The sequence below is a fragment of the Neorhizobium sp. 2083 genome (assembly GCF_031455615.1).
GTDB lineage: Bacteria > Pseudomonadota > Alphaproteobacteria > Rhizobiales > Rhizobiaceae > Neorhizobium.
Genome location: NZ_JAVDTC010000001.1, coordinates 198375 through 217243 on the forward strand (window position 1 = coordinate 198375; position 18869 = coordinate 217243).

20 protein-coding genes and 1 pseudogene are annotated in these 18869 nt (G+C 63.2%); 11 read left to right on the forward strand and 10 right to left on the reverse strand.

All coding sequences use genetic code 11. The features are described 5' to 3' along the window. Positions 1-13: 13 nt before the first annotated feature. Positions 14-945, reverse strand: a pseudogene (locus J2X76_RS00955) (LysR family transcriptional regulator). A gap of 126 nt (positions 946-1071) precedes the next feature. On the opposite strand from J2X76_RS00955, the gene J2X76_RS00960 reads away from it, so the two are divergent. From J2X76_RS00960 to rnd, 3 genes are all read left to right on the forward strand, one after another. Continuing rightward, on the forward strand, positions 1072-1428 hold the full coding sequence (locus tag J2X76_RS00960; RefSeq protein ID WP_310212126.1) for an antibiotic biosynthesis monooxygenase: 357 nt from the start codon (positions 1072-1074) through the stop codon (positions 1426-1428). Between the two features lie 161 nt (positions 1429-1589). Further along, on the forward strand, positions 1590-2828 hold the full coding sequence (locus tag J2X76_RS00965; RefSeq protein ID WP_113130044.1) for an MFS transporter: 1239 nt from the start codon (positions 1590-1592) through the stop codon (positions 2826-2828). A 77-nt stretch (positions 2829-2905) separates the two neighbouring features. Next, a complete protein-coding gene (rnd, locus tag J2X76_RS00970; protein ID WP_113285996.1) occupies positions 2906-4051 on the forward strand; it encodes a ribonuclease D in 1146 nt (381 codons plus the stop codon). Here rnd and J2X76_RS00975 read toward each other — a convergent pair. Next, entirely contained in the window at positions 4048-4467 is a 420-nt protein-coding gene (locus tag J2X76_RS00975) for a type II toxin-antitoxin system VapC family toxin (RefSeq protein WP_310212130.1), read from the reverse strand. The genes rnd and J2X76_RS00975 overlap by 4 nt on opposite strands. Further along, a complete protein-coding gene (locus J2X76_RS00980; protein WP_310212132.1) occupies positions 4464-4781 on the reverse strand; it encodes a FitA-like ribbon-helix-helix domain-containing protein in 318 nt (105 codons plus the stop codon). Before J2X76_RS00980 ends, J2X76_RS00975 begins: the two co-directional genes overlap by 4 nt. A 119-nt stretch (positions 4782-4900) precedes the next feature. Here J2X76_RS00980 and J2X76_RS00985 point away from each other — a divergent pair, with 119 nt between their 5' ends. Further along, on the forward strand, positions 4901-5218 hold the full coding sequence (locus J2X76_RS00985) for a hypothetical protein (protein WP_310212134.1): 318 nt from the start codon (positions 4901-4903) through the stop codon (positions 5216-5218). Here J2X76_RS00985 and J2X76_RS00990 read toward each other — a convergent pair. Beyond that, complete coding sequence (locus J2X76_RS00990; protein ID WP_113285999.1) at positions 5190-5597, reverse strand: DUF2000 family protein; 408 nt, start codon at positions 5595-5597, stop codon at positions 5190-5192. The two genes, J2X76_RS00985 and J2X76_RS00990, sit on opposite strands and share 29 nt — an antisense overlap. A gap of 127 nt (positions 5598-5724) precedes the next feature. Between J2X76_RS00990 and J2X76_RS00995 the strand changes: the two genes are divergently transcribed. The 3 genes from J2X76_RS00995 to J2X76_RS01005 all read left to right on the forward strand — a co-directional run bounded on the left by J2X76_RS00995 (position 5725) and on the right by J2X76_RS01005 (position 8620). Then, entirely contained in the window at positions 5725-6531 is an 807-nt protein-coding gene (locus J2X76_RS00995) for an AraC family transcriptional regulator (protein ID WP_405029995.1), read from the forward strand. Positions 6532-6659: 128 nt separating this feature from the next. Continuing rightward, positions 6660-8018, forward strand: coding sequence for an esterase-like activity of phytase family protein (locus tag J2X76_RS01000; protein ID WP_310212141.1), 1359 nt, complete (start codon positions 6660-6662; stop codon positions 8016-8018). A 251-nt stretch (positions 8019-8269) separates the two neighbouring features. Continuing rightward, a complete protein-coding gene (locus tag J2X76_RS01005; RefSeq protein WP_310212145.1) occupies positions 8270-8620 on the forward strand; it encodes an AraC family ligand binding domain-containing protein in 351 nt (116 codons plus the stop codon). A gap of 51 nt (positions 8621-8671) precedes the next feature. Here J2X76_RS01005 and J2X76_RS01010 read toward each other — a convergent pair whose 3' ends face one another. From J2X76_RS01010 to J2X76_RS01030, 5 genes are all read right to left on the reverse strand, one after another. Next, positions 8672-8869 carry a hypothetical protein gene (locus J2X76_RS01010; protein WP_113286003.1) on the reverse strand — a complete coding sequence of 66 codons (198 nt, stop codon included), beginning with the start codon at positions 8867-8869 and terminating at the stop codon, positions 8672-8674. Positions 8870-9014: 145 nt separating this feature from the next. After that, the gene (ppx, locus tag J2X76_RS01015) at positions 9015-10535 is read right to left on the reverse strand and encodes an exopolyphosphatase (RefSeq protein ID WP_113130035.1); all 1521 of its coding nucleotides are present in this window, start codon (positions 10533-10535) and stop codon (positions 9015-9017) included. A gap of 4 nt (positions 10536-10539) precedes the next feature. Beyond that, positions 10540-12732 (reverse strand): RNA degradosome polyphosphate kinase, encoded by a 2193-nt coding sequence (locus J2X76_RS01020; RefSeq protein ID WP_310212153.1) that lies wholly within the window; start codon positions 12730-12732, stop codon positions 10540-10542. Positions 12733-12809: 77 nt separating this feature from the next. Continuing rightward, positions 12810-13529, reverse strand: coding sequence for a DnaA regulatory inactivator HdaA (hdaA, locus tag J2X76_RS01025; protein ID WP_113130033.1), 720 nt, complete (start codon positions 13527-13529; stop codon positions 12810-12812). 7 nt (positions 13530-13536) lie between these two features. After that, the gene (locus J2X76_RS01030; protein ID WP_310212159.1) at positions 13537-14751 is read right to left on the reverse strand and encodes an AI-2E family transporter; all 1215 of its coding nucleotides are present in this window, start codon (positions 14749-14751) and stop codon (positions 13537-13539) included. Between the two features lie 179 nt (positions 14752-14930). On the opposite strand from J2X76_RS01030, the gene purM reads away from it, so the two are divergent. The 4 genes from purM to J2X76_RS01050 all read left to right on the forward strand — a co-directional run bounded on the left by purM (position 14931) and on the right by J2X76_RS01050 (position 17630). Then, positions 14931-16004: a phosphoribosylformylglycinamidine cyclo-ligase gene (gene purM, locus J2X76_RS01035; RefSeq protein WP_310212163.1), complete on the forward strand. Its 1074-nt coding sequence runs from the start codon at positions 14931-14933 to the stop codon at positions 16002-16004. Next, positions 16001-16684 carry a phosphoribosylglycinamide formyltransferase gene (gene purN / locus J2X76_RS01040; RefSeq protein WP_310212167.1) on the forward strand — a complete coding sequence of 228 codons (684 nt, stop codon included), beginning with the start codon at positions 16001-16003 and terminating at the stop codon, positions 16682-16684. Before purM ends, purN begins: the two co-directional genes overlap by 4 nt. A 104-nt stretch (positions 16685-16788) precedes the next feature. Next, on the forward strand, positions 16789-17115 hold the full coding sequence (locus tag J2X76_RS01045) for an antitoxin Xre/MbcA/ParS toxin-binding domain-containing protein (protein ID WP_310214651.1): 327 nt from the start codon (positions 16789-16791) through the stop codon (positions 17113-17115). Then, positions 17112-17630 carry an RES family NAD+ phosphorylase gene (locus J2X76_RS01050; RefSeq protein ID WP_310212170.1) on the forward strand — a complete coding sequence of 173 codons (519 nt, stop codon included), beginning with the start codon at positions 17112-17114 and terminating at the stop codon, positions 17628-17630. The genes J2X76_RS01045 and J2X76_RS01050 overlap by 4 nt, the downstream gene beginning before the upstream one ends. Positions 17631-17644: 14 nt before the next feature. Here the strand turns inward: J2X76_RS01050 and J2X76_RS01055 are convergent, their stop codons facing one another. Then, positions 17645-18814 (reverse strand): alpha-D-ribose 1-methylphosphonate 5-triphosphate diphosphatase, encoded by a 1170-nt coding sequence (locus J2X76_RS01055; RefSeq protein ID WP_113130027.1) that lies wholly within the window; start codon positions 18812-18814, stop codon positions 17645-17647. Between the last annotated feature and the right edge of the window lie 55 nt (positions 18815-18869).

An 18869-nucleotide genomic window follows, 5' to 3' on the forward strand; every position in this document is an offset into this window, starting at 1 on the left:
CCCGCCCCGTTTGTCAAGGCTTGGCAGCGGAGCCTGCCGGGACCGTCGCAGTCGCGGCGCCGTCCACAACCAGATTATCCGCCATGAAATCCACGAATGCACGGATTTTTGGCGACAGAAAGCGGCCCGTGGGCCAAAGCACGCGGAAGGTTCCCGTCTGGACGATATGGTCGTCCAGCAAGGTGACCAGGCGCCCGTCATCAAGCTGCGGCCCGATGACGAACGGAGGAAGGCAGGCTATGCCGAAACCTTGCTCGGCAAGATGGATGATCGGCTCAAGCGTGCTGGCGGTGACGGAGACCGGCAAGACCAGGCGCGCACCGCCATCTTCGACGGCGAGCGGCCAGGGTTCGAGCTTGCCGGTGCTGGGATAACGATGGTGCAGGCATTTGTGATCCAGAAGGTCCGGGGGCACTTCGGGCCGACCGGATGCCCGGAGATAGCCGGGAGAGGCGACGATCCGATGACGGAACGAGCCGAGCTTGCGGCTCATCAAACGCGTGTCCCGAACTTCGCCGGTGCGGATGACCGCATCGAACCCCTCTTCGATCACGTCCACCAGGCGATCGGTAAAGTCCAGATCCATGGTGATTTCGGGATAAGCGCGCATGAAGGCCGAGATGGTCGGCATCAGGAGCATGCCAACCAGCGGCAGGCTGATGCGCAGCATGCCGCGAGGGGCAGCGCGCGACCGCGACAGCTCCGATTGCGCCACGTCCAGTTCGGACAGAATACGCCGGCACGTATCCAGAAAATAACTCCCCTCCTCCGTCAGCGTCATGCTGCGCGTGGAACGGTGGAAGAGGCGCACGCCCATCTCCTGCTCCAGCCTCGCCACCGCCTTGCCCACGGCGGAACTCGATATCCCGAGCCGCCGCGCGGCGCGACGAAACTGCCGCCCTCTGCCGCCTGGACGAAGATGCCGAGCGTTCCCAACCTGTCCATCACCGCTCCAATTACGGAATTTATGTCCGTACTGTTATGAATAGCAGATCATTTATCCGCTATCATCACGCCGGTATCCAGTTCGAGCGCGGCCCGGACCGCTTCCCGACCGAAAGGACCCTAGTGATGGATACGCTTCTCACCGCCGGCTTCTCCGCAACGCCGGAACCGACCACTTTCATCGTCAACGTCATCCATGCCCACCCCGGCAAGCAGAAAGAAGCCTTCCGCATCATTCAGGACGTCGTTCACTACGTCGCGGAACGGAAGCAGGGCTTTCTCTGGAGCAACCTCGCCAAAAGCACGGACGGCAAGACCGTGGTGAATATCGAAGCCATCCGCGATGCCGGCAATGTCGACGAGTTCTTCTCCGATCCCGTCTTCCGCGAAAAATTCCGCCAGCTCGACGAAGTTTCCACGTTCGAATTCCACACTTATGCCGTCGGCGACCTCGTCCTGCCCAGGCTTGGCCCGCAAGGTTAGCACCACCTAGGCAGAAGCCCTGCCCGCGGGGCTTCTGCATCCAACGACAGAACTCTCGTACGAGAAGACGGGCCAAGGTCGTTTATAAGCTGTATTGGACGCCGCCGACACGATAGAACCGTCCTGTCATCCCCGACAGCGATTCTTTTCCCCCGACGCCCATGAGCCATATCCGTCCGCTGATCCCCCTCCTCGTCACCGCAGGCATCCTGATCGGCGGCAACGGGTTGCAGGGCACCTATATCGCGCTGCGCGGCTCGGCCGAGGGATTTTCGCCCTCGACGATCGGCATGATCGGCGCCGGCTACAGCATCGGTTTCGCCTTCGGCTGCATGTATGTGACACGGCTCCTCCGGCAGATCGGCCATATCCGCACCTTCTCGGCGATGGCGGCGGTCACCGCATCCGCCTCGATCGGCATGTCGATGATCGTCGATCCCGTCTTCTGGTTTTCGATGCGTTTCGTGATCGGGATTGCGGTCGCCAGCCTGTTTGCGACGGTCGAGAGCTGGATCAACGCCAAGGTCACCAATGCCAACCGGGCACGCACGCTCTCGATCTACCGCTTCGTCGACCTCGGCTCGGTGACGGTGGCGCAATACATCATCCCGACGGTCGGCATCGAAGGGCCGATCATCTTCAACATCATCGCGATCGCGCTGATCCTGTCGCTGGTGCCGATCTCGATCGCCGACAAGTCGAGCCCGGCACCGCCCGAGACGATCGCCTTCGACCTCAAGGCGGTCTGGCGGATCTCGCCGCTCGCGGTCGTCGGCGTCATCTCGGTCGGCCTGTCGATGGCGGCCTTCCGCAATATCGGGCCGATCTATGCCGAAGAGATCGGCATGAGCATCACCTCGATCGCCACCTTCATGAGCGCCGGCATCATCGGCGGCGTGGTGCTGCAATATCCGCTCGGCCTCTATTCGGACCGGCTCGACCGGCGCCGCGTCATCCTGTGGACGACGATCGGCTCAATTATTACCGGCGCCTATCTCTCGTTCGGGGCAGGCACCAGCGAGACGGCCAATATCGTCAGCGTCTTCCTGTTCGGCGCGTTTTCCATGCCGCTCTATTCGCTGTGCTCGGCGCATGGCAACGATTACGCCAAGCCGGGCGAGCACGCGCTGGTGTCGGCCGGCCTCCTCTTCTACTGGTCGGTCGGCGCGACGATCGGGCCGCTGCTCGCCTCGATCCTGCTGCAATATTTCGGCCCTCGGGCCTTCTTCGCCTATACCTCGTTCATCTTCCTGGGCTTCATGATCTTCACGCTGAGGCGCATGCAGGCGCGTCCCTCCGTGCCTCCCTCGGAACGTTCCTGGCGCTTCCGCTCGCTGCTTCGGACATCGGCCTATTTCAACAGGCTCGCCGGCCCGCCCGATAAAGACGAACGCGAGTAACGGTTAAATGCCGTTGCGTATTGACATATGCGGCGGGAAGGAGAAGGAAGGTTGATCACCCTCACGTGAATGAAACGATGATCCAGACGACCGCCGCACTCGAAGAAGCCTGCATCCAGCTGGCCCAATCGGACTTCATCACCATCGACACCGAGTTCCTCAGGGAAACGACCTTCTGGCCGGAGCTGTGCCTCATCCAGATGGCGAGCCCGACCGTCGAAGTGCTTGTCGATCCGCTCGCCAAGGGGCTGAGCCTCAAACCCTTCTTCGAGCTGATGGCCAATCCCGCCGTCACCAAGGTGTTTCACGCCGCCCGACAGGATATCGAGATCATCCACCATCTCGGCAATCTGGTGCCACATCCGATCTTCGACACGCAGGTCGCCGCCATGGTCTGCGGCTTCGGCGACTCGGTTTCCTACGACCAGCTCGTCAGCCGCATCAAGGACGTGCATATCGACAAGTCGTCGCGCTTCACCGACTGGAGCCGCCGGCCGCTTTCCGACAAGCAGCTCGAATATGCGCTGGCCGACGTCACCCATCTGCGCGACGTCTATCTCTTCCTCAAAGCCCAGCTGGAACGCGAAGGCCGCGCCCTGTGGCTGACCGAGGAAATGGCCGTGCTGGAATCGCCCGGCACCTACGACCTGCATCCGGACGACGCCTGGCTCCGCCTCAAGTCGCGCCTGCGCAAGCCGACCGAACTCGCGGTCCTGAAATACGTCGCCGCCTGGCGCGAGCGCGAAGCCCGCAGCCGCAACGTGCCGCGCTCGCGGGTCCTCAAGGACGACGCGATCTACGAGATCGCCCAGCAGCAGCCGAAGGACGTGGAAGCCATGTCGCGGCTGCGCACCATTCCGAAAGGCTGGGAGCGCTCCGCCTCCGGCACCGCGATCATCGAAGCGGTCAACGCAGCGCTCGCCCTGCCGAAAACCGAGATGCCGCATGCGCCGAAACACGTGCACGTGCCGGAAGGCACCGCCGCTGCCGTCGAGCTGCTCAAGGTTCTCCTGAAGCTGATTTCCGACAAGCAGGGCGTCGCCGCCAAGATCATCGCCAATTCCGACGATCTGGAAAAGATCGCCGCCGAGGGCGAAGCGGCCAATGTCGGAGCCCTCTCCGGCTGGCGCCGCGACCTCTTCGGCGAAACCGCGCTCAAACTGATCAGCGGCGGCGTGGCGCTGCGCTTCGTCAACAAGAAGGTCGAGGCGGTGGAGCTTTAAAGCTCCCAGGGATTGATAACCGGAATGCCCGCCGCTTCGAAAGGTGCGGTGTCGCGAGTGGCTACGGTGAAGCCCTGGACCTGGGCGATGGCTGCGATCTGGCCGTCGGCGAATGAAATCGCCCGTCCCTTTCGGGTCGCAAGCGCCATGATCGAGGCGTAGGCTATTGCAGAATCCCGGTCGAATGACAGGATTCTCGGGCCGAAGAACATCCAGACCAGATCCGACATTCTCCGATGGACCAACGCCTTCCTCTTGCCATCCGGCAACAACTCGATTCCGGCGAACAGCTCGGCCAAACTTGTTGCCGTCAAATAGAGCTTTTCGGCAGGTTGCGTGTTCAGCCACGCGACGACGGATTGATTGGGTATCGGCTTTGCCGGCTCTGAAATCACATTCGTATCGAGAACAATCATTCGAACGATGCCGGCCTGATCGGAGTAGGATCGCGTTTAATGTCCAGCTCCAGCCCGCCGAATTCCTGGCCAAGTTCCCACAACGCCGTCCCAAGTTTCAATGGTTTTGCCACTTGCGAGGGCTGTTGAGCGATCGGCTCCTTCGACACCAGCACTTCCTCTAGAATCTGCTCGATTTCGGTTTCCGCAGTCGTTCCATTCCTGACTGCCCGAGCTTCCAATGCGCGGCTGGCTTCGTCGGACAGGTTTCGTATGGTGATTGCATTCATCATCTCACCTCCGATCAGATATTGCTTGTTAGTTATGATATCCATTCAGCAGACGCTTTTCAACGCGAGACCAGCCATGCCCCAATCGCTTGCCTTCGTCATTGTCCGGCGTTCCGCGGTCCTGGCGAGCTCCGCCATCCCCGCGCTGAAGGCCTGAGCGGCCGATGCGCTACCCGACGTCGCGAGCCTTGATCGCCACCATCATCCTTCTGTCGCTGCTTCTCATCGTCCTTATGGAAGCAGCGGGACTAGGAGCCTTTTCGCCGCTCTGGATCCGCCCGATCGTCCGGGTCATGTGCGCCGCCAACCTGCTCGTCGCCCTGCCCGGTCTGATGACGGCGAAGCAGGCCGCCTGGCTCAACTACCTGCTCCTCAGCATCACCACCTACGTCGTCGCCTCGACCACGCCGATCGCCGCGCTCTGGGTCATCCCGAGAACTGCGTTCCTCACCGTCAGGCATGCATTTTCGAGCCTTTGGTGATCTTGTCGACGATCTTCTTCTCCGTCCGAACCGCGATGCCGACCAGTTTCGCATCCTCCGGGGAGAACCTTGCGAACACTTCACGGTTGGCCGCATCATGGCCGGTCGCGAACATTTCCTCGATATAGGCCGACGTCGTCACTTCCCGTTCCAGCGAGCGGCGGTGGATGGTGCGCAGCGTTTCCTGATCGGCGGTGAGCACGACGATCGGCTGGATGCTCATCGGATTGTAGACATGGCCCGTCGCATCCCGATATGCTTGCCCGATGATCGCGGGATTTTGCGCGATGATGCCGCTCGTCAGGAAGGCGGTCACATTGAGCTCCTGCCAGGGGGCGAGGTCATCGCGGAGCACGATCGCGATCTTGGTATCGAACATGAAGAATAACTCCGTCGAAGGTTATGCCAAAGGCCATACAGGGACCGACGAGATAACGGCAGACGGTGCCGTCGGTCTTGAACGTTCGTGCAGCGCCGCAGGCGCATCCGGCGGCAGTACGGATCCCATGCCCGACGGCATCGTCCAGGCGCCCTCCTCGCGCGGTATCGAGCGGATCGAGGCGCGGTTCCATGGGCTGGGTTTCGAGCCGCATCGCCACGACACCTACGCGCTCGGCCTGACGCTGTCGGGCGTCCAGACCTTCCAGTATCGCGGTGCCGCACGCGCCAGCTTGCCCGGCAACGTGATCGTGCTGCATCCGGACGAAGTGCATGACGGCGCGGCCGGCACCGATGCCGGCCTGCGTTACCGCATGCTCTACCTGCCGCCGGAGCGGCTGATCGAGGCGGCCGGCGGCGTGCGCGGCCTGCCCTTCGTGCCGGATCCCATCATAGCGGATGGAGAATTCCGGCAATGCCTCGCCGAAGCCCTGGACGATCTGGAAGCCGAGCCGCAGGACCTGCTGCTCGACGACCTCATCGCCCGGCTTTCGACGAACCTCTGGCGCCACGCGGACGGCAAGGGCGGCGCCGGGGGCACCTTCCGCACCCATCGTCAGGCGGTTCTGCGTTGCCGCGACTATCTGCAGGCGAACGCGGAGCGGGCCGTCACATCGGAAGAACTGGAGGAAGTCGGCGGCTTCGATCGCTATACGACCGCAAGGCAGTTCCGGAAGCTTCTGGGGACAAGCCCGCACCGCTACCTCGTCATGCGCAAGCTCGATCGCGCCAAGGCGCTGCTGTCGCAAGGCGGCAGTCTGGCGGATGTCGCAGCCGATACCGGCTTTGCCGATCAGGCGCATTTCACCCGCCACTTCAAGAAGACCTTCGGCATGACGCCGGGCCGCTGGGTGGCGCTTCGCAGGAGCGCCTAAGCGCCCGTGGCGTTTGTGAAATCATCGTCATCAAAGCTTCATCGAAGCGTCAATCTTCCATCACCTCACCGTCATGCAGCCGCCTTAACCGATTGGCGTCTTCGACACGCCAACCAACAGGTGATCCCATGACCCGCTTTCTGCTCGCTACCGTAGCGCTTGCCGCGCTGATCGGCGGCTCCGCCTCCGCTGACGACAAGGTTTTCCCGGCCAAGCTCACCGGCCAGGCCATCCTGCCCGCCAACACGGTCGTTCCGGCTCCGGCCGATGCGCCGGCCTTCCTCAAGACCTCCGGCAAGTTCACCACCGCCGATCGCAAGCGCACCGATGCCCTCGGCACCCTGCCGGGCAAGGACGGGGCCCGCGTCACCGACGTCAAGCTGCCGCTCGACGGCCAGCCGATCCAGGGTTTCTCCGGCATCAAGACCATGGCTGACGGCACCTTCTGGACGCTGTCGGACAACGGCTTCGGTTCGAAGTTCACCTCGTCCGACTCGATGCTCTTCCTGCACCAGATGAAGTTCGACTGGGCCGCCAACAAGGCCGAAGTCGTCAAGAACATCTTCCTCTCCGATCCGAACAAGATCGCCCCGTTCCCGATCGTCACCGAGGCCACCGAGACCCGTTACCTCACCGGCGCCGATTTCGACATCGAATCGGTGCAGCCGGTCGCCGACGGTTTCTGGCTCGGCGACGAGTTCGGTCCCTATCTCCTCAAGATCGACACCCAGGGCCGCCTGACCGACGTCATCGCCACCACGCTCGACGGCAAGCCGGTGCTTTCGCCCGACAACCCGCTCATCCAGCTGCCGGGCAACCCGGCCGCCAAGATGCCGGTCTTCAACCTGAAGCGTTCCGGCGGTTTCGAAGGCCTCGCCATGGCCAAGGACGGTTCGAAGCTCTACGGCCTGCTCGAAGGCCCGATCTACAAGGACGACGGCCAGGTGGAGCAGGCTGACGGCAAGACCGCCATCCGCGTCATCGAATTCGACGTCGCCTCCAAGAAGTGGACCGGCCGCTCGTGGCTGTATCCGTTCGCCGACAAGGGCGCCTCGATCGGCGACTTCAACATGATCGACGCCACGACCGCCCTCGTCATCGAGCGCGACAACGGCGCCGGCACAAAGGACAAGGCCTGCGCCGATCCCAAGCAGCCGAAGCCGGACTGCTTCGATGCCCCGGCCGAACTGAAGCGCGTCTACAAGATCGAGTTCAACGACGCCAATGTCGGCAAGGCCGTCCGCAAGATCGGCTATATCGACCTGATGAACATCCAGGACCCGGACAACAAGAAGAAGGCCGGCAGCGTCGCCGGCGTCTACGACATGCCGTTCGTGACGATCGAGAATGTCGACGTGGTCGACGCCACTCACATCATCATCGGCAACGACAACAACCTGCCCTTCTCCGCAGGCCGCGCCGTCGACAAGGCTGACAACAACGAGTTCAGCGTGCTCGAAGTGGGTGAGTTCCTGTCTGCGAAGTGAGCGGTTAGGGTTTTGAACGGAAAGAGCGTCCGGTGAAAGCCGGGCGCTCTTTTGTTGACGAGACTGATCCCACCGGGGCAGTCAGGCGCTGAAAATCCCGGCCCGGGAACTTCATGGCGGTCCTCCGCTGACGGCCTCACCGGTTCAACTCAAAGCTGGCAAGAGCCCAAAACGTCCTCCTCAAAAAACTGCAATTCCGTCTTGGCGCGCCGGTTCTCCGCGCTACCTCCGCAAACAGAATGGAGAAGACGATGAAAATCCACAAGTTTACGATCGCCGATGCCTCGTTGGAACGTTCCCCCGGACAAGAGGCAGACATAGCCGTCGGCAATCTGGTCGACGAGCGCCACGGAGGACCGATCACCATCGGTTATGGGCGCTACGCGCCGGACCAAAGCCTCACCGAAACGATGGCGGTCGACGATGTCATGATCATTCTAGAAGGACGGATTTCGGTCTCGACAGAGGCCGGAACGGTCAGCGCGGGGCCCGGAGAAATCATATACATGCCCAAGGGTGAAGCGGTGACAATCCGCTCACACGAGGAGGGCGCACTTACCGCCTATGTCACCTATCCGCATTGGCGGCCAGCCCATGCGTAAGCCATTGCAGGGCGAGGTCGCCGGTCGGCAGCTCACCCGATCCCGACATCCTCAGCCGCGATAATTGAACAGCCACTTGATGAACGCGGTCGATATGGTCACGAAGGCCATCAGTCCTGCCCAGGTTTCCAGATAGAAGGGCGGCGGGGCCAGCAGTTTGCCTTCGATGTTGAAGTAACCCAGGGTCATCAGGGCCGCGCAGATGGCGAAAGCGAACGTCGCCGAAATCCAGATCCGCAGGTATGACATTCATATCCTCCCGTGTCGCGCCGTAAAATAAATCAACGGCGGCGCCGGGAAAGTTGCCCAATCGGAGTAGACCGACGGGCTAATGACGGACCTGCATGGCGGCGCACCGTCCCCCTGCTCGCGGTTCCGATCGCGCCTGCCCGGCTTATTCGAACCGGAACGCCAACCGCTTGCCCGTCAGCCTCGCCAGCTGCTGCAGGCGGCCGTCCAGACGCTCGCCGGCGAAATCGCGGTAGGCGGAAGGCACCACGAATTCGAGGTCGAGATCCGGTTCGGACGAAGGACGGAAGCTCAGGTGGTGGACGAGGCCCGGCATCGAGGCCGAGAACAGATAGACGACCCGAAGCAGCCCGCCGAGCAGTTTTGCGAGATCGAGCAGGCGGGGCGTCGCGATGGTCGCGAGCGGGCCGGTCGCGCCATCGTCATGCAGGCCTTCGAACCGGTAATAATTGGCAAGCGCCAGATAGGCGCGGCCGGCATGGGTGATGCCGACGAAGGAGGAATGGGCGATCAGGTTCAGCGCCTGCAGGCCGCGATAGTCGGGATGGGCGCGCCAGCTGATATCGGCGAGCAGGCAGGCGGCCTGGCGGTAGCGGCTTTCCTCTTCCGTCTCGACGATCCCGAAGGCCGGCACCATGCGGCCCGTCCAGTCGGCAAGTTCGCGGGCATGTTCTGGCGAACGGGCGCGCAGGATGGCGAGCTGGTCTGCGGCGACCAGCAGCGGATCGCCCGCCTGATCCTCCTCGGACAGCAGCGAATAGAGATAGCCTTCGCGGACACCCTGGGCGGAAAAGCTCACCCGGGCCGGCTTCATCACGTCCAGCACTTCCTGCATGGCGATGGCGCCGAAGGGCAGCAGCGAACGGCGGTTCTTCGAAACGGCCTGCCAGGCGGGGTCCTTGCTGTCCTTGGCGGCGATCACCTCGTCGAGGAATTTCCGCATGTCCTCGAGCGGAAGCTCGTAACCCTGCATCATGTGCAGCGGATATTTGCTCATTTCCATGTGCAGCTTGGCGATGTTTCGCCAGGTGCCGCCGACGGCATAGAAGGTGCGGCCGGCGCCGTTCTCGAGGAACCGCGCCGTGTTCACCTGCTTGCGGGCGAAGGTGCGGGCCTTGGAGAGCGAATTGCCGGAGGATTCCGACAGCCTCAGGCCGCCGAGCGGCAGGGTGATGCCCTTGCCGAATTCCGTGCCCTTGATGTCGATCAGCTCCAGCGAACCGCCGCCGAGGTCGCCGGCAATGCCGTCCGGATCATGGAAGCCGCTGATGACGCCGAGCGCCGAATAGCGCGCCTCTTCCTCGCCCGAGAGCAGCTGGATCGGCTGGCCGAGGATCTCTTCCGCCTGGGCGATGAAATCCGGGCCGTTCGACGCCTCGCGGGCGGCGGCGGTCGCCAGCACGTAGACTTCGGTTGCCTTGGCCTGGGTGGAGAGCGCCCGGAAACGCCTCAGCGACGACAGAGCGCGTTCGACACCCTCGTCGTCCATGCGGCCGTTCGAGCCCAGTCCCTTGCCGAGGCCACACAGCACCTTCTCGTTGAAGAGCACGGTCGGGGCGCGGGAAAGGCCTTCGTAGATGACGACGCGGACGGAATTCGAGCCGATGTCGATGACGGAGACAGGAGCGATCCCCGGAAGGCGCCCCTGGGCTTCTGATCGTACCATATGCCTATTTCTTGCGTCCGGACACGAGGCCGGCAATGAGTTTCGGAGCACTCGACTTCAAGGCTTCACCGCGCCCCGAGAGGCTCGGATTGGTCATGAAATAGTGCTGCGCGTTAAAAGGTTCCTCGCCCTTGCGCACTTCCATGCGACGCGACGTGCCGTCGGGCAATATCTCGTAGCTCTGCTGGTTGTCAATCAGGTTGCCCAGCATGATCTGGGATAAAACCTGCTCGTGCACCGTCGGGTTGAGGAGCGGCACCAGCGTCTCGACCCGGCGGTCGAGGTTGCGCGGCATCATGTCGGCCGAGCCGATATAGACGAGCGCCTTGTCGGACGGCAGGCCATGGCCATTGCCGAAACAGAAGATCCGGCTGTGCTCCAGGAAGCGGCCGACGATCGACTTGACGCGGATATTGTCGGAGAGGCCGGGCACCTGCGGACGCAGGCAGCAGATGCCGCGCACCACCAGATCGACCTCGACGCCAGCGCGGCTGGCGCGATAAAGCGCGTCGATGATCTCCGGATCGACAAGCGAGTTCATCTTCATCCAGATCGCCGCCGGCTTGCCGGCCTGGGCATGGCAGATCTCTTCCTCGATATGGCGCAGGATGCGGGACCGGAGCGTGTAGGGCGAAACCGCCAGCTTCATGCTCTCGGCCGGCTCGCCGTAACCGGTGATGAAGTTGAAGATGTTCGCCATGTCATGGGCGATCTTCGGATTGCAGGTGAAGAAGGACAGGTCCGTATAGATCTTGGCGGTGATCGGGTGGTAGTTGCCGGTGCCGAGATGGCAGTAAGTCCTGAGCTTGCCGTCCTCGCGGCGCACGACCATCGACATCTTGGCATGGGTCTTCAGTTCGATGAAACCGAAGACGACCTGCACGCCGGCGCGCTCCAGGTCGCGCGCCCAGCGGATGTTCGCCTCTTCGTCGAACCGGGCCTTGAGCTCCACCAGCGCCGTTACCGACTTGCCCATTTCGGCCGCGTCGATCAGCGCCCGGACGATCGGGCTGTCGTTCGAGGTGCGGTAGAGCGTCTGCTTGATGGCGAGCACGTCCGGGTCGCGCGCCGCCTGAAGAAGGAACTGCACAACCACGTCAAAGGACTCGTAAGGATGATGGACCACCATGTCCTTCTCGCGAATGGCCGCGAGGCAGTCGCCGGCGTGATCCCGGACCCGTTCGGGAAATCGGGCATTGTAGCTTTCGAAACGCAGGTCGTCGCGGGGCGCCTTGGTGATCTCCGACATGGTGTTGAGCGCCAGGAGGCCCGGCAGAACCGCGACGCGGTTTTCCGGCACACCCAGCTCCTGCACCACGAACTGACGCAGCGAGGCCGGCATTTCCGAATCGGTCTCGATACGGATGACCTTGCCGCGGCGGCGGCGCTTCAGCGCCGTCTCGAAGAAGCGCACCAGGTCTTCGGCCTCTTCCTCGACTTCGATATCGCTGTCGCGGATGATGCGGAACGTGCCGGCGCCCTTCACCTCGTAACCGGGGAAAAGCCGGTCGGTGAACATGCCGACCACGTCTTCCAGCGTGATATAACGGATCGCCGTGTTGAAGTCCGGCAGGCGGATGAAGCGGTCGAGCGTGGTCGGCAGGCGCAACAGGCCGGTCATCGGCTCCTTGCCGTGCTTGCTGTGCAGCTGCAGGCCCATCGAGAAGCCGAGGTTGGGAATGAACGGGAACGGGTGCGCCGGGTCGATCGACAGCGGCGTCAGGACCGGGAAAAGCTCGTCGTCGAAGGAGTTCGACAACCAGGCGCGATCTTCCGCAGACAGCGCCGCCGGCCGGACGATCAGGATGTCCTCCTTGGCGAGATACTGCTGCAGCACGGCGAGCGAGGCCTGCTGTTCCATCTGCAGGTTGTCGATCTCCTGCAGGATGTTGTCGAGCTGTTCGGCCGGCGTCTTGCCGTCGGGCGAGCGGATGACGATGCCCTGCCGCACCTGGCCTTCGAGGCCGGCGACGCGCACCATGAAAAATTCATCGAGATTGGCGGCCGAGATCGACAGGAAGCGAACGCGCTCCAGAAGCGGATGGGCGGTGTTCAGCGTCTCCTCGAGAACGCGGCGGTTGAACTGCAGCCAGGAGAATTCACGATTGATGAACCGGTCCGGACTGGTCATCAGGTCGAGGTCGGTATTGGCCGACTCCAGGCCGGGCTCGCGCGTTTCAGTCGTGATCGAATCCATCTCATCCATCCCAATGCTAACCCTTGGTCATGCTAACCCTAAGGGCCGACCACAGTTTGACGAGCGAACTGTCACAGTCAACCGTCCGTGCCGGCACCGGTTCCCGAATTCCCCAAATCGTTCAGCACTTCCGCCGCGAGCGGTCGGGTGATCCGGGTGCCGCGCGCCAGCGCCAGGCGATCCAGCTGCTCGACGATCGTCTGCGCCGCGCCGAGCGACCGTTCCATGCGGTTGACGATGTAGCCGACGAGTTTGTCGTCGATATAGAGCTGGCGGTCGGCGAACAGCTTGACGATCACCTGCGCCAACAGGTCCTCGTCCGGCTCGCCGATTTCCACGACCGTGGCCGCCTTCAACCGGGATTTCAGATCCGGCAGGACGACACCCCAGGAAACCGGCCAGAGGCGCGAGGTCATCAGGAGGCTGTGCCCGTTCTCGCGCACGCTGTTGATGACGTGGAAAAGTTCGGTCTCGTCGAACCCGCGGCGTTCGGCATCTTCGAACAGGACCGGGCCTGCGGCGGCGATCGCTGCGGCATTCGAGCCTGCGACGGGATGAATGTCGGCCGCCCCCGACTTTTCCCGCCAGATATGCGCCAGGTGCGATTTTCCCGACCCCACGGGGCCTGCCAGTACGACGACCGGCGACGGCCAGGCCGGCCATTCGTCGACGATCGCCACGGCCGCCGCCAGGCGTTCGGAAACCAGAAGGTCGTCCCGGGTTCTCGCCGCGTCATGGGTGAATTGCAGCGGCAACTGTTCCTGTCTGCGCCGCTCGCGCTCGCTCGTCTCGGTCATAGGTCTTTCAAATGCTCTTCTGCGAGGCATTCGCTTGAGAATCATCCGGGGTGCGAGGATCGTTCGGGGCGGTTGCCTCTGCACCGTTTCCGGCATGGTCCAGCACATGCGGCCGTTCGGCTTCTTCCCAGGGAAGAACGGCCGCCCGGCCGTAATAGATGTCGCTGTCAAGATACCGCGACAGCACGAAGCGGACAAGCACGCCGACCACGGCGGCGGCCGGCACGGCGATCAGCAGGCCGACGAAACCGAATATGGCACCGAAGGCGAAGAGCGCGAACATCAGCCAGACCGGATGCAGGCCGACGCTTTCGCCGACCAGCTTTGGCTGAAGAATATTGCCCTCGATGAACTGGCCGACGAAGAAGACGCCGGCGACGGCGAGAATCCAGGGATAATCCGGCCAGAACTGCACCAGCGCCACGCCGACCGAAAGAACCAGGCCGATCAGCGAGCCGATATAGGGAATGAAGCTGATCATGCCGGCGACGAAGCCGATCAGAAGTCCGAAATTCAGACCGACGACCGACAGGCCGACCGCATAAAAGATGCCGAGGATCAGGCAGAGCGAACCCTGGCCGCGAATGAAACCGGCGACCGATTCATCCATTTCCCGGGCGATCTCGCGGACCGTCGCCACCTGGTCGCGCGGCACCCAGCTGTCCACCTTGGCAACCATGCGGTCCCAGTCGAGCAGGATGTAGAAGGCGACGACGGGCGTGACGATCAGGAGCGACACCACGTCGATGATCGCCTTGCCGGAATTCCAGATCTGGGTGAGCAGCGAGCCGACGAAACCGGCGCCCTGGCTCAGCACTTCGGAAAAGTTCTGCTTGACCGTCTCGATCTGGGCGCTGATCCAGTGTGGCAGGAACGAGCTTTCCGGGCTCGATATGATCTGCTGCAGCTGGGAAATATAACCTGGCAGCGCGGCGGCGAACTCGGTGAACTGGTTGATGATGATCGGGATGACGAGCATCAGCGACAGCGCGAAGACCAGCACGAAGCCGACGAGGATCAGCACCGTCGCCATCAGCCGGCTCAGGCCGCGCCGTTCCAGCCAGTCGGCCACCGGATCGAGGAAATAGGCGAGCGCCATGCCGGCGACGAAGGGAAGCAGGATCGAGCGGAAGAACCACAGGAAGACGACGAAGACGATGAGAACGCCGATCCAGAAGAAGACGTAGCGCTTCAGGCTCGCGCCGCTGATATGGTATGGCATCGCCGCTTCCTCTGAATTGCCCGGGCAAAAGAGGGATAGGCAAGCCCTCGACCCAGGTCAAGGGTTTGGAAGCAGTGCAGCAAGGCCTGTGAAAAGCCTTCAAAACCGCGTCCAACGCTTGCATCCGGCGCCATGTCGTGCAATTGCGGGCAGCTCATGACGATCATTGGAGATGGACGATGAGCGAGGCGGGCAAGAACGGTCTCACCTATAGCGATGCCGGCGTCGATATCGACGCGGGCAATCTGATGGTCGAGAAGATCAAGCCGGCCGTGCGCTCGACCCGCCGGCCCGGCGCCGACGGCGAGATCGGCGGTTTCGGCGGCCTGTTCGATCTGAAAGCCGCGGGCTTCACCGACCCGATCCTGGTTGCCGCAAACGACGGCGTCGGCACCAAGCTGAAGATCGCCATCGACGCCAATTTCCACGACACGGTCGGCATCGACTTGGTCGCCATGTGCGTCAACGATCTCGTCGTCCAGGGCGCCGAGCCGCTGCTCTTCCTCGACTATTTCGCGACCGGCAAGCTCGACCCGGACCAGGGTGCGGCGATCGTTTCCGGCATCGCCGCCGGCTGCCGCGAGGCGGGCTGCGCGCTGATCGGCGGCGAGACCGCCGAAATGCCCGGCATGTATTCCGACGGCGACTACGACCTGGCGGGCTTCGCGGTCGGTGCCGCCGAACGCGGCCAGCTGCTGCCGGTCGGTGACATCGCCTCCGGCGACGTCATCCTCGGCCTCACGTCGTCGGGTGTCCATTCGAACGGTTTCTCGCTGGTGCGCAAGATCGTTGCGCTTTCCGGTCTCGCCTGGGATGCGCCCGCCCCCTTCCGTGAGGGCATGACTCTGGGTGAGGCGCTTCTGACGCCGACCCGCATCTACGTGAAGCCGCTTCTGAAGGCGATCCGCGAGACCGGCGCGCTCAAGGCGCTCGCCCACATTACCGGCGGCGGTTTTCCGGAAAACATCCCGCGCGTGCTGCCGAAACACCTTACCGCCGAGGTCGATCTCGACTCGATCCCGGTGCCGCCCGTCTTCTCGTGGCTGGCAAAAACCGGCGGCGTCGAGGCGAAGGAAATGCTGCGCACCTTCAACTGCGGCATCGGCATGATCGTCGTGGTCTCGCCCGAAAACGCCCAGGCCGCCATCAACACCCTGACCAACGAAGGCGAGATCGTGGTTCCGCTCGGCCGCATGGTCGAACGACCCGAAGGCGGCGCCGGCGTGATCTACAAGGGCACGCTCGGCCTATGAGCGCACCCGCGGCAGAAACGGCGCGCAAGAAGCGCGTCGCCGTGTTCATCTCCGGCGGCGGTTCCAACATGCTGGCGCTGGCCGAAGCCTGTGCTGCGCCGGACTTCCCCGCCGAAATCGTCGCCGTGTTCTCCGACAAACCGGCCGCCGGCGGTATCGCCAAGGCAGAAGCTCGCGGCATCAAGACGTTTGTCTTCGAGCGCAAGGGTTTTGCAGGCAAGCCCGAACATGAGGCGGCGATCCTTGCTGCACTCGACGAAGTGCGGCCGGACATTCTCTGCCTCGCCGGCTACATGCGGCTCTTCTCCGCCGAATTCATCAGCCGCTACGAAGGCCGCATCCTCAACATCCACCCTGCCCTCCTGCCGCTCTTCCCGGGCCTCCACACCCATGAACGCGCCATCGAGGCGGGTGTGAAGATCGCCGGCTGCACCGTGCATTTCGTCACCGAAGGCATGGACGAAGGCCCGATCCTCGCCCAGGGCGCCGTCCCGGTGCTGGCCGACGACACCCCCGAAGCCTTGGCCGCCCGCGTACTGACCGTAGAACACAAGCTCTATCCGATGGCGCTGAGGCTGCTTGCGGAAGGCAAGGTGCGGATGGATGGCGGCCGGGCGATCACTTCACTTGGAACAACGACAGATATCGCGGATCAGCGGATCTTCTCAGCGGGCGGCTGAGCCCCGGGCTCGACAATTACCGCCTCAAGGCCTACATTCTGTACGGAGTTTCGTACAGGAGAGCAGACATGGCGGGGAAACCTCGACGAGTTACGGACCGTGAGATGCCGTCGATGGAAGCGGATGCAGTCTCAGTCCGGCTCGGGATTTCGAAACGCGAACTGGCCGAAACAGCCGGGCTTTCCGCCAACACGCTCCAGCGCAAGGAGCGCGCTCAGGCCCCCGCTGTGACCATGCGGATCAGTGAAATGGCGGAGATCATCCATCGCGTCAGCGAATGGGCTGGAAGCGAACGGCAGGCCTTGGCCTGGTATCGCGCCGAGCCCATTCCGGCCTTCGGCGGCCGTACTGCCGAGAGCATCGTCAAGAACGGCAAGGCCGCAGCCTTGCGCGACTACCTGGATCACCTGGCGCTCGGCGGCTTCGCTTGAGGTTCCAGGGCGTCTGTTATCGCGCCCACGATCCTCGCTGGGCGGTCAGCCCAACATCCGGCGAAGGCGCCGCCATCCGTGGGGCCAGGTTCAATCCCAAAGGCGTGCCGGCACTCTATCTCTCCACCTCGATCGAAGGCGCTATCGCCGAGGCGAGCCAAGGATTCGGGCACAAGATCCATCCGTTGACGATCTGCTCCTACGAAATCGATTGCGACGATATCGCAGATCTGACGGATGAAGCGTCTAGACAGGAACTTGGTATTTCCCTTGAGGCCATGGGGTCGGCCTGGGCAACGGCGCTTTCCGACAACAAACGACCCGGATCTTGGGTGATCTACGACATCCTTCACAGTGAATGTGCCGGGATAATCGTTCCGTCTTTCGCCCATAGAGCCGGACCATCCGTCAGCAATCTCGTCCTCTGGAATTGGAGCGCCGACCTGCCGCACAAAGTGACGGTCATCGACCCGACAGGCCGGCTGCCAAAAAATCAGACGTCTTGGGAAGAATAGGCTCCCTCCGAGCCTCAGGCCGCCAGCGCCCGGAGCGGGTGCAGCGTGCCGTCGCTGTAGACGAAGCGGCCGGCGCGGAACGTGGCGCGGATGCGGTGCACGTCGCCCTTTTCCACCACGACCAGGTCGGCGCGTTGACCGATGGCGATCTCGCCGCGATCCGTCAGGCCCGCGGAGCGCGCGGCGTTGCCGGTCGCCATGGCAACCGCCGCCGGCAGGCCGCCTTCGGCCATGTCCGCCAGCTTGAAGATGCCCGGCACGAAGGCGGCCGGGTGGTAGTCCGCGGCGATGATCGTGAGCAGGCCGGCCTTGGCGGCATCGAGGGCGCTGAGATTGCCGGACATGGACTGGCCGCGCAGCGCGTTCGGCGCGCCCATCAGCGTCCAGAGCCCGCGGCGGCGGGCTTCCTCGGCGGCCGGCAACGTCACCGGGAATTCGCTGATCGTCACACCGAGATCGAACATCTCGGCGACCTTCTCGACGCTGTCGTCATCATGGGAGGCGAGCGACAGGCCATGTGCAAGCGCGAGCGAGACGATGTCCTTCAGCTTCACCTCGATCTCGGGATTGTCGCGCATGGCGATGCGCTTGCGAACAATCTCGGCGGCCATTTCCTCGGTAATCGCCCGGCGTTCGGAAATGCTGGCGATATAGGCGGCGATGTTGTTGTACTGGCCCTGGCCCGGCGTGTGGTCGGTCAGCGACACCATGTCGATCTCGTCGGCCTTCAGCAGCCGCTCCAGCGTCGGCGCGGCGCCGATATTGGTGATCTCGTAGCGGGCATGGACACGGTGGTCGATCAGCAGGTTGTCGCGCAGGCGGTTGATGCCCTCGATGACGGCCGAGGTCGTCTCCAGCGAGCGGACATGGCCATAGACGCTCTCGGTGGCGAAGGAGACGGCCGCGTAAGCCGTGGTGACGCCGGCGGCGGCGAGCTTCTTGTCGAGTTCGTGGATGCCGAAATCGATCGGCATCTGGGCGTTCGGCCGCGGCGCGATCTCGCGCTCGATCATGTCGCCATGCAGATCGACGAAGCCCGGCATCAGCAACCGCCCGCCGCCGTCGATCACGGCGCCTGCGACCGGTTCGGGACGGATTTCGGCGATCACGCCGTCTTCAATCCGCACGGAACCTGTGTCCACCACCTCGTTCGGTAGAACGAGGGTGAAATTGCCGAGCCACATGGCTTTCTCCTGACCATATAAGGATGAATATCAACGGGCAGCGCTTAGCCGCGGT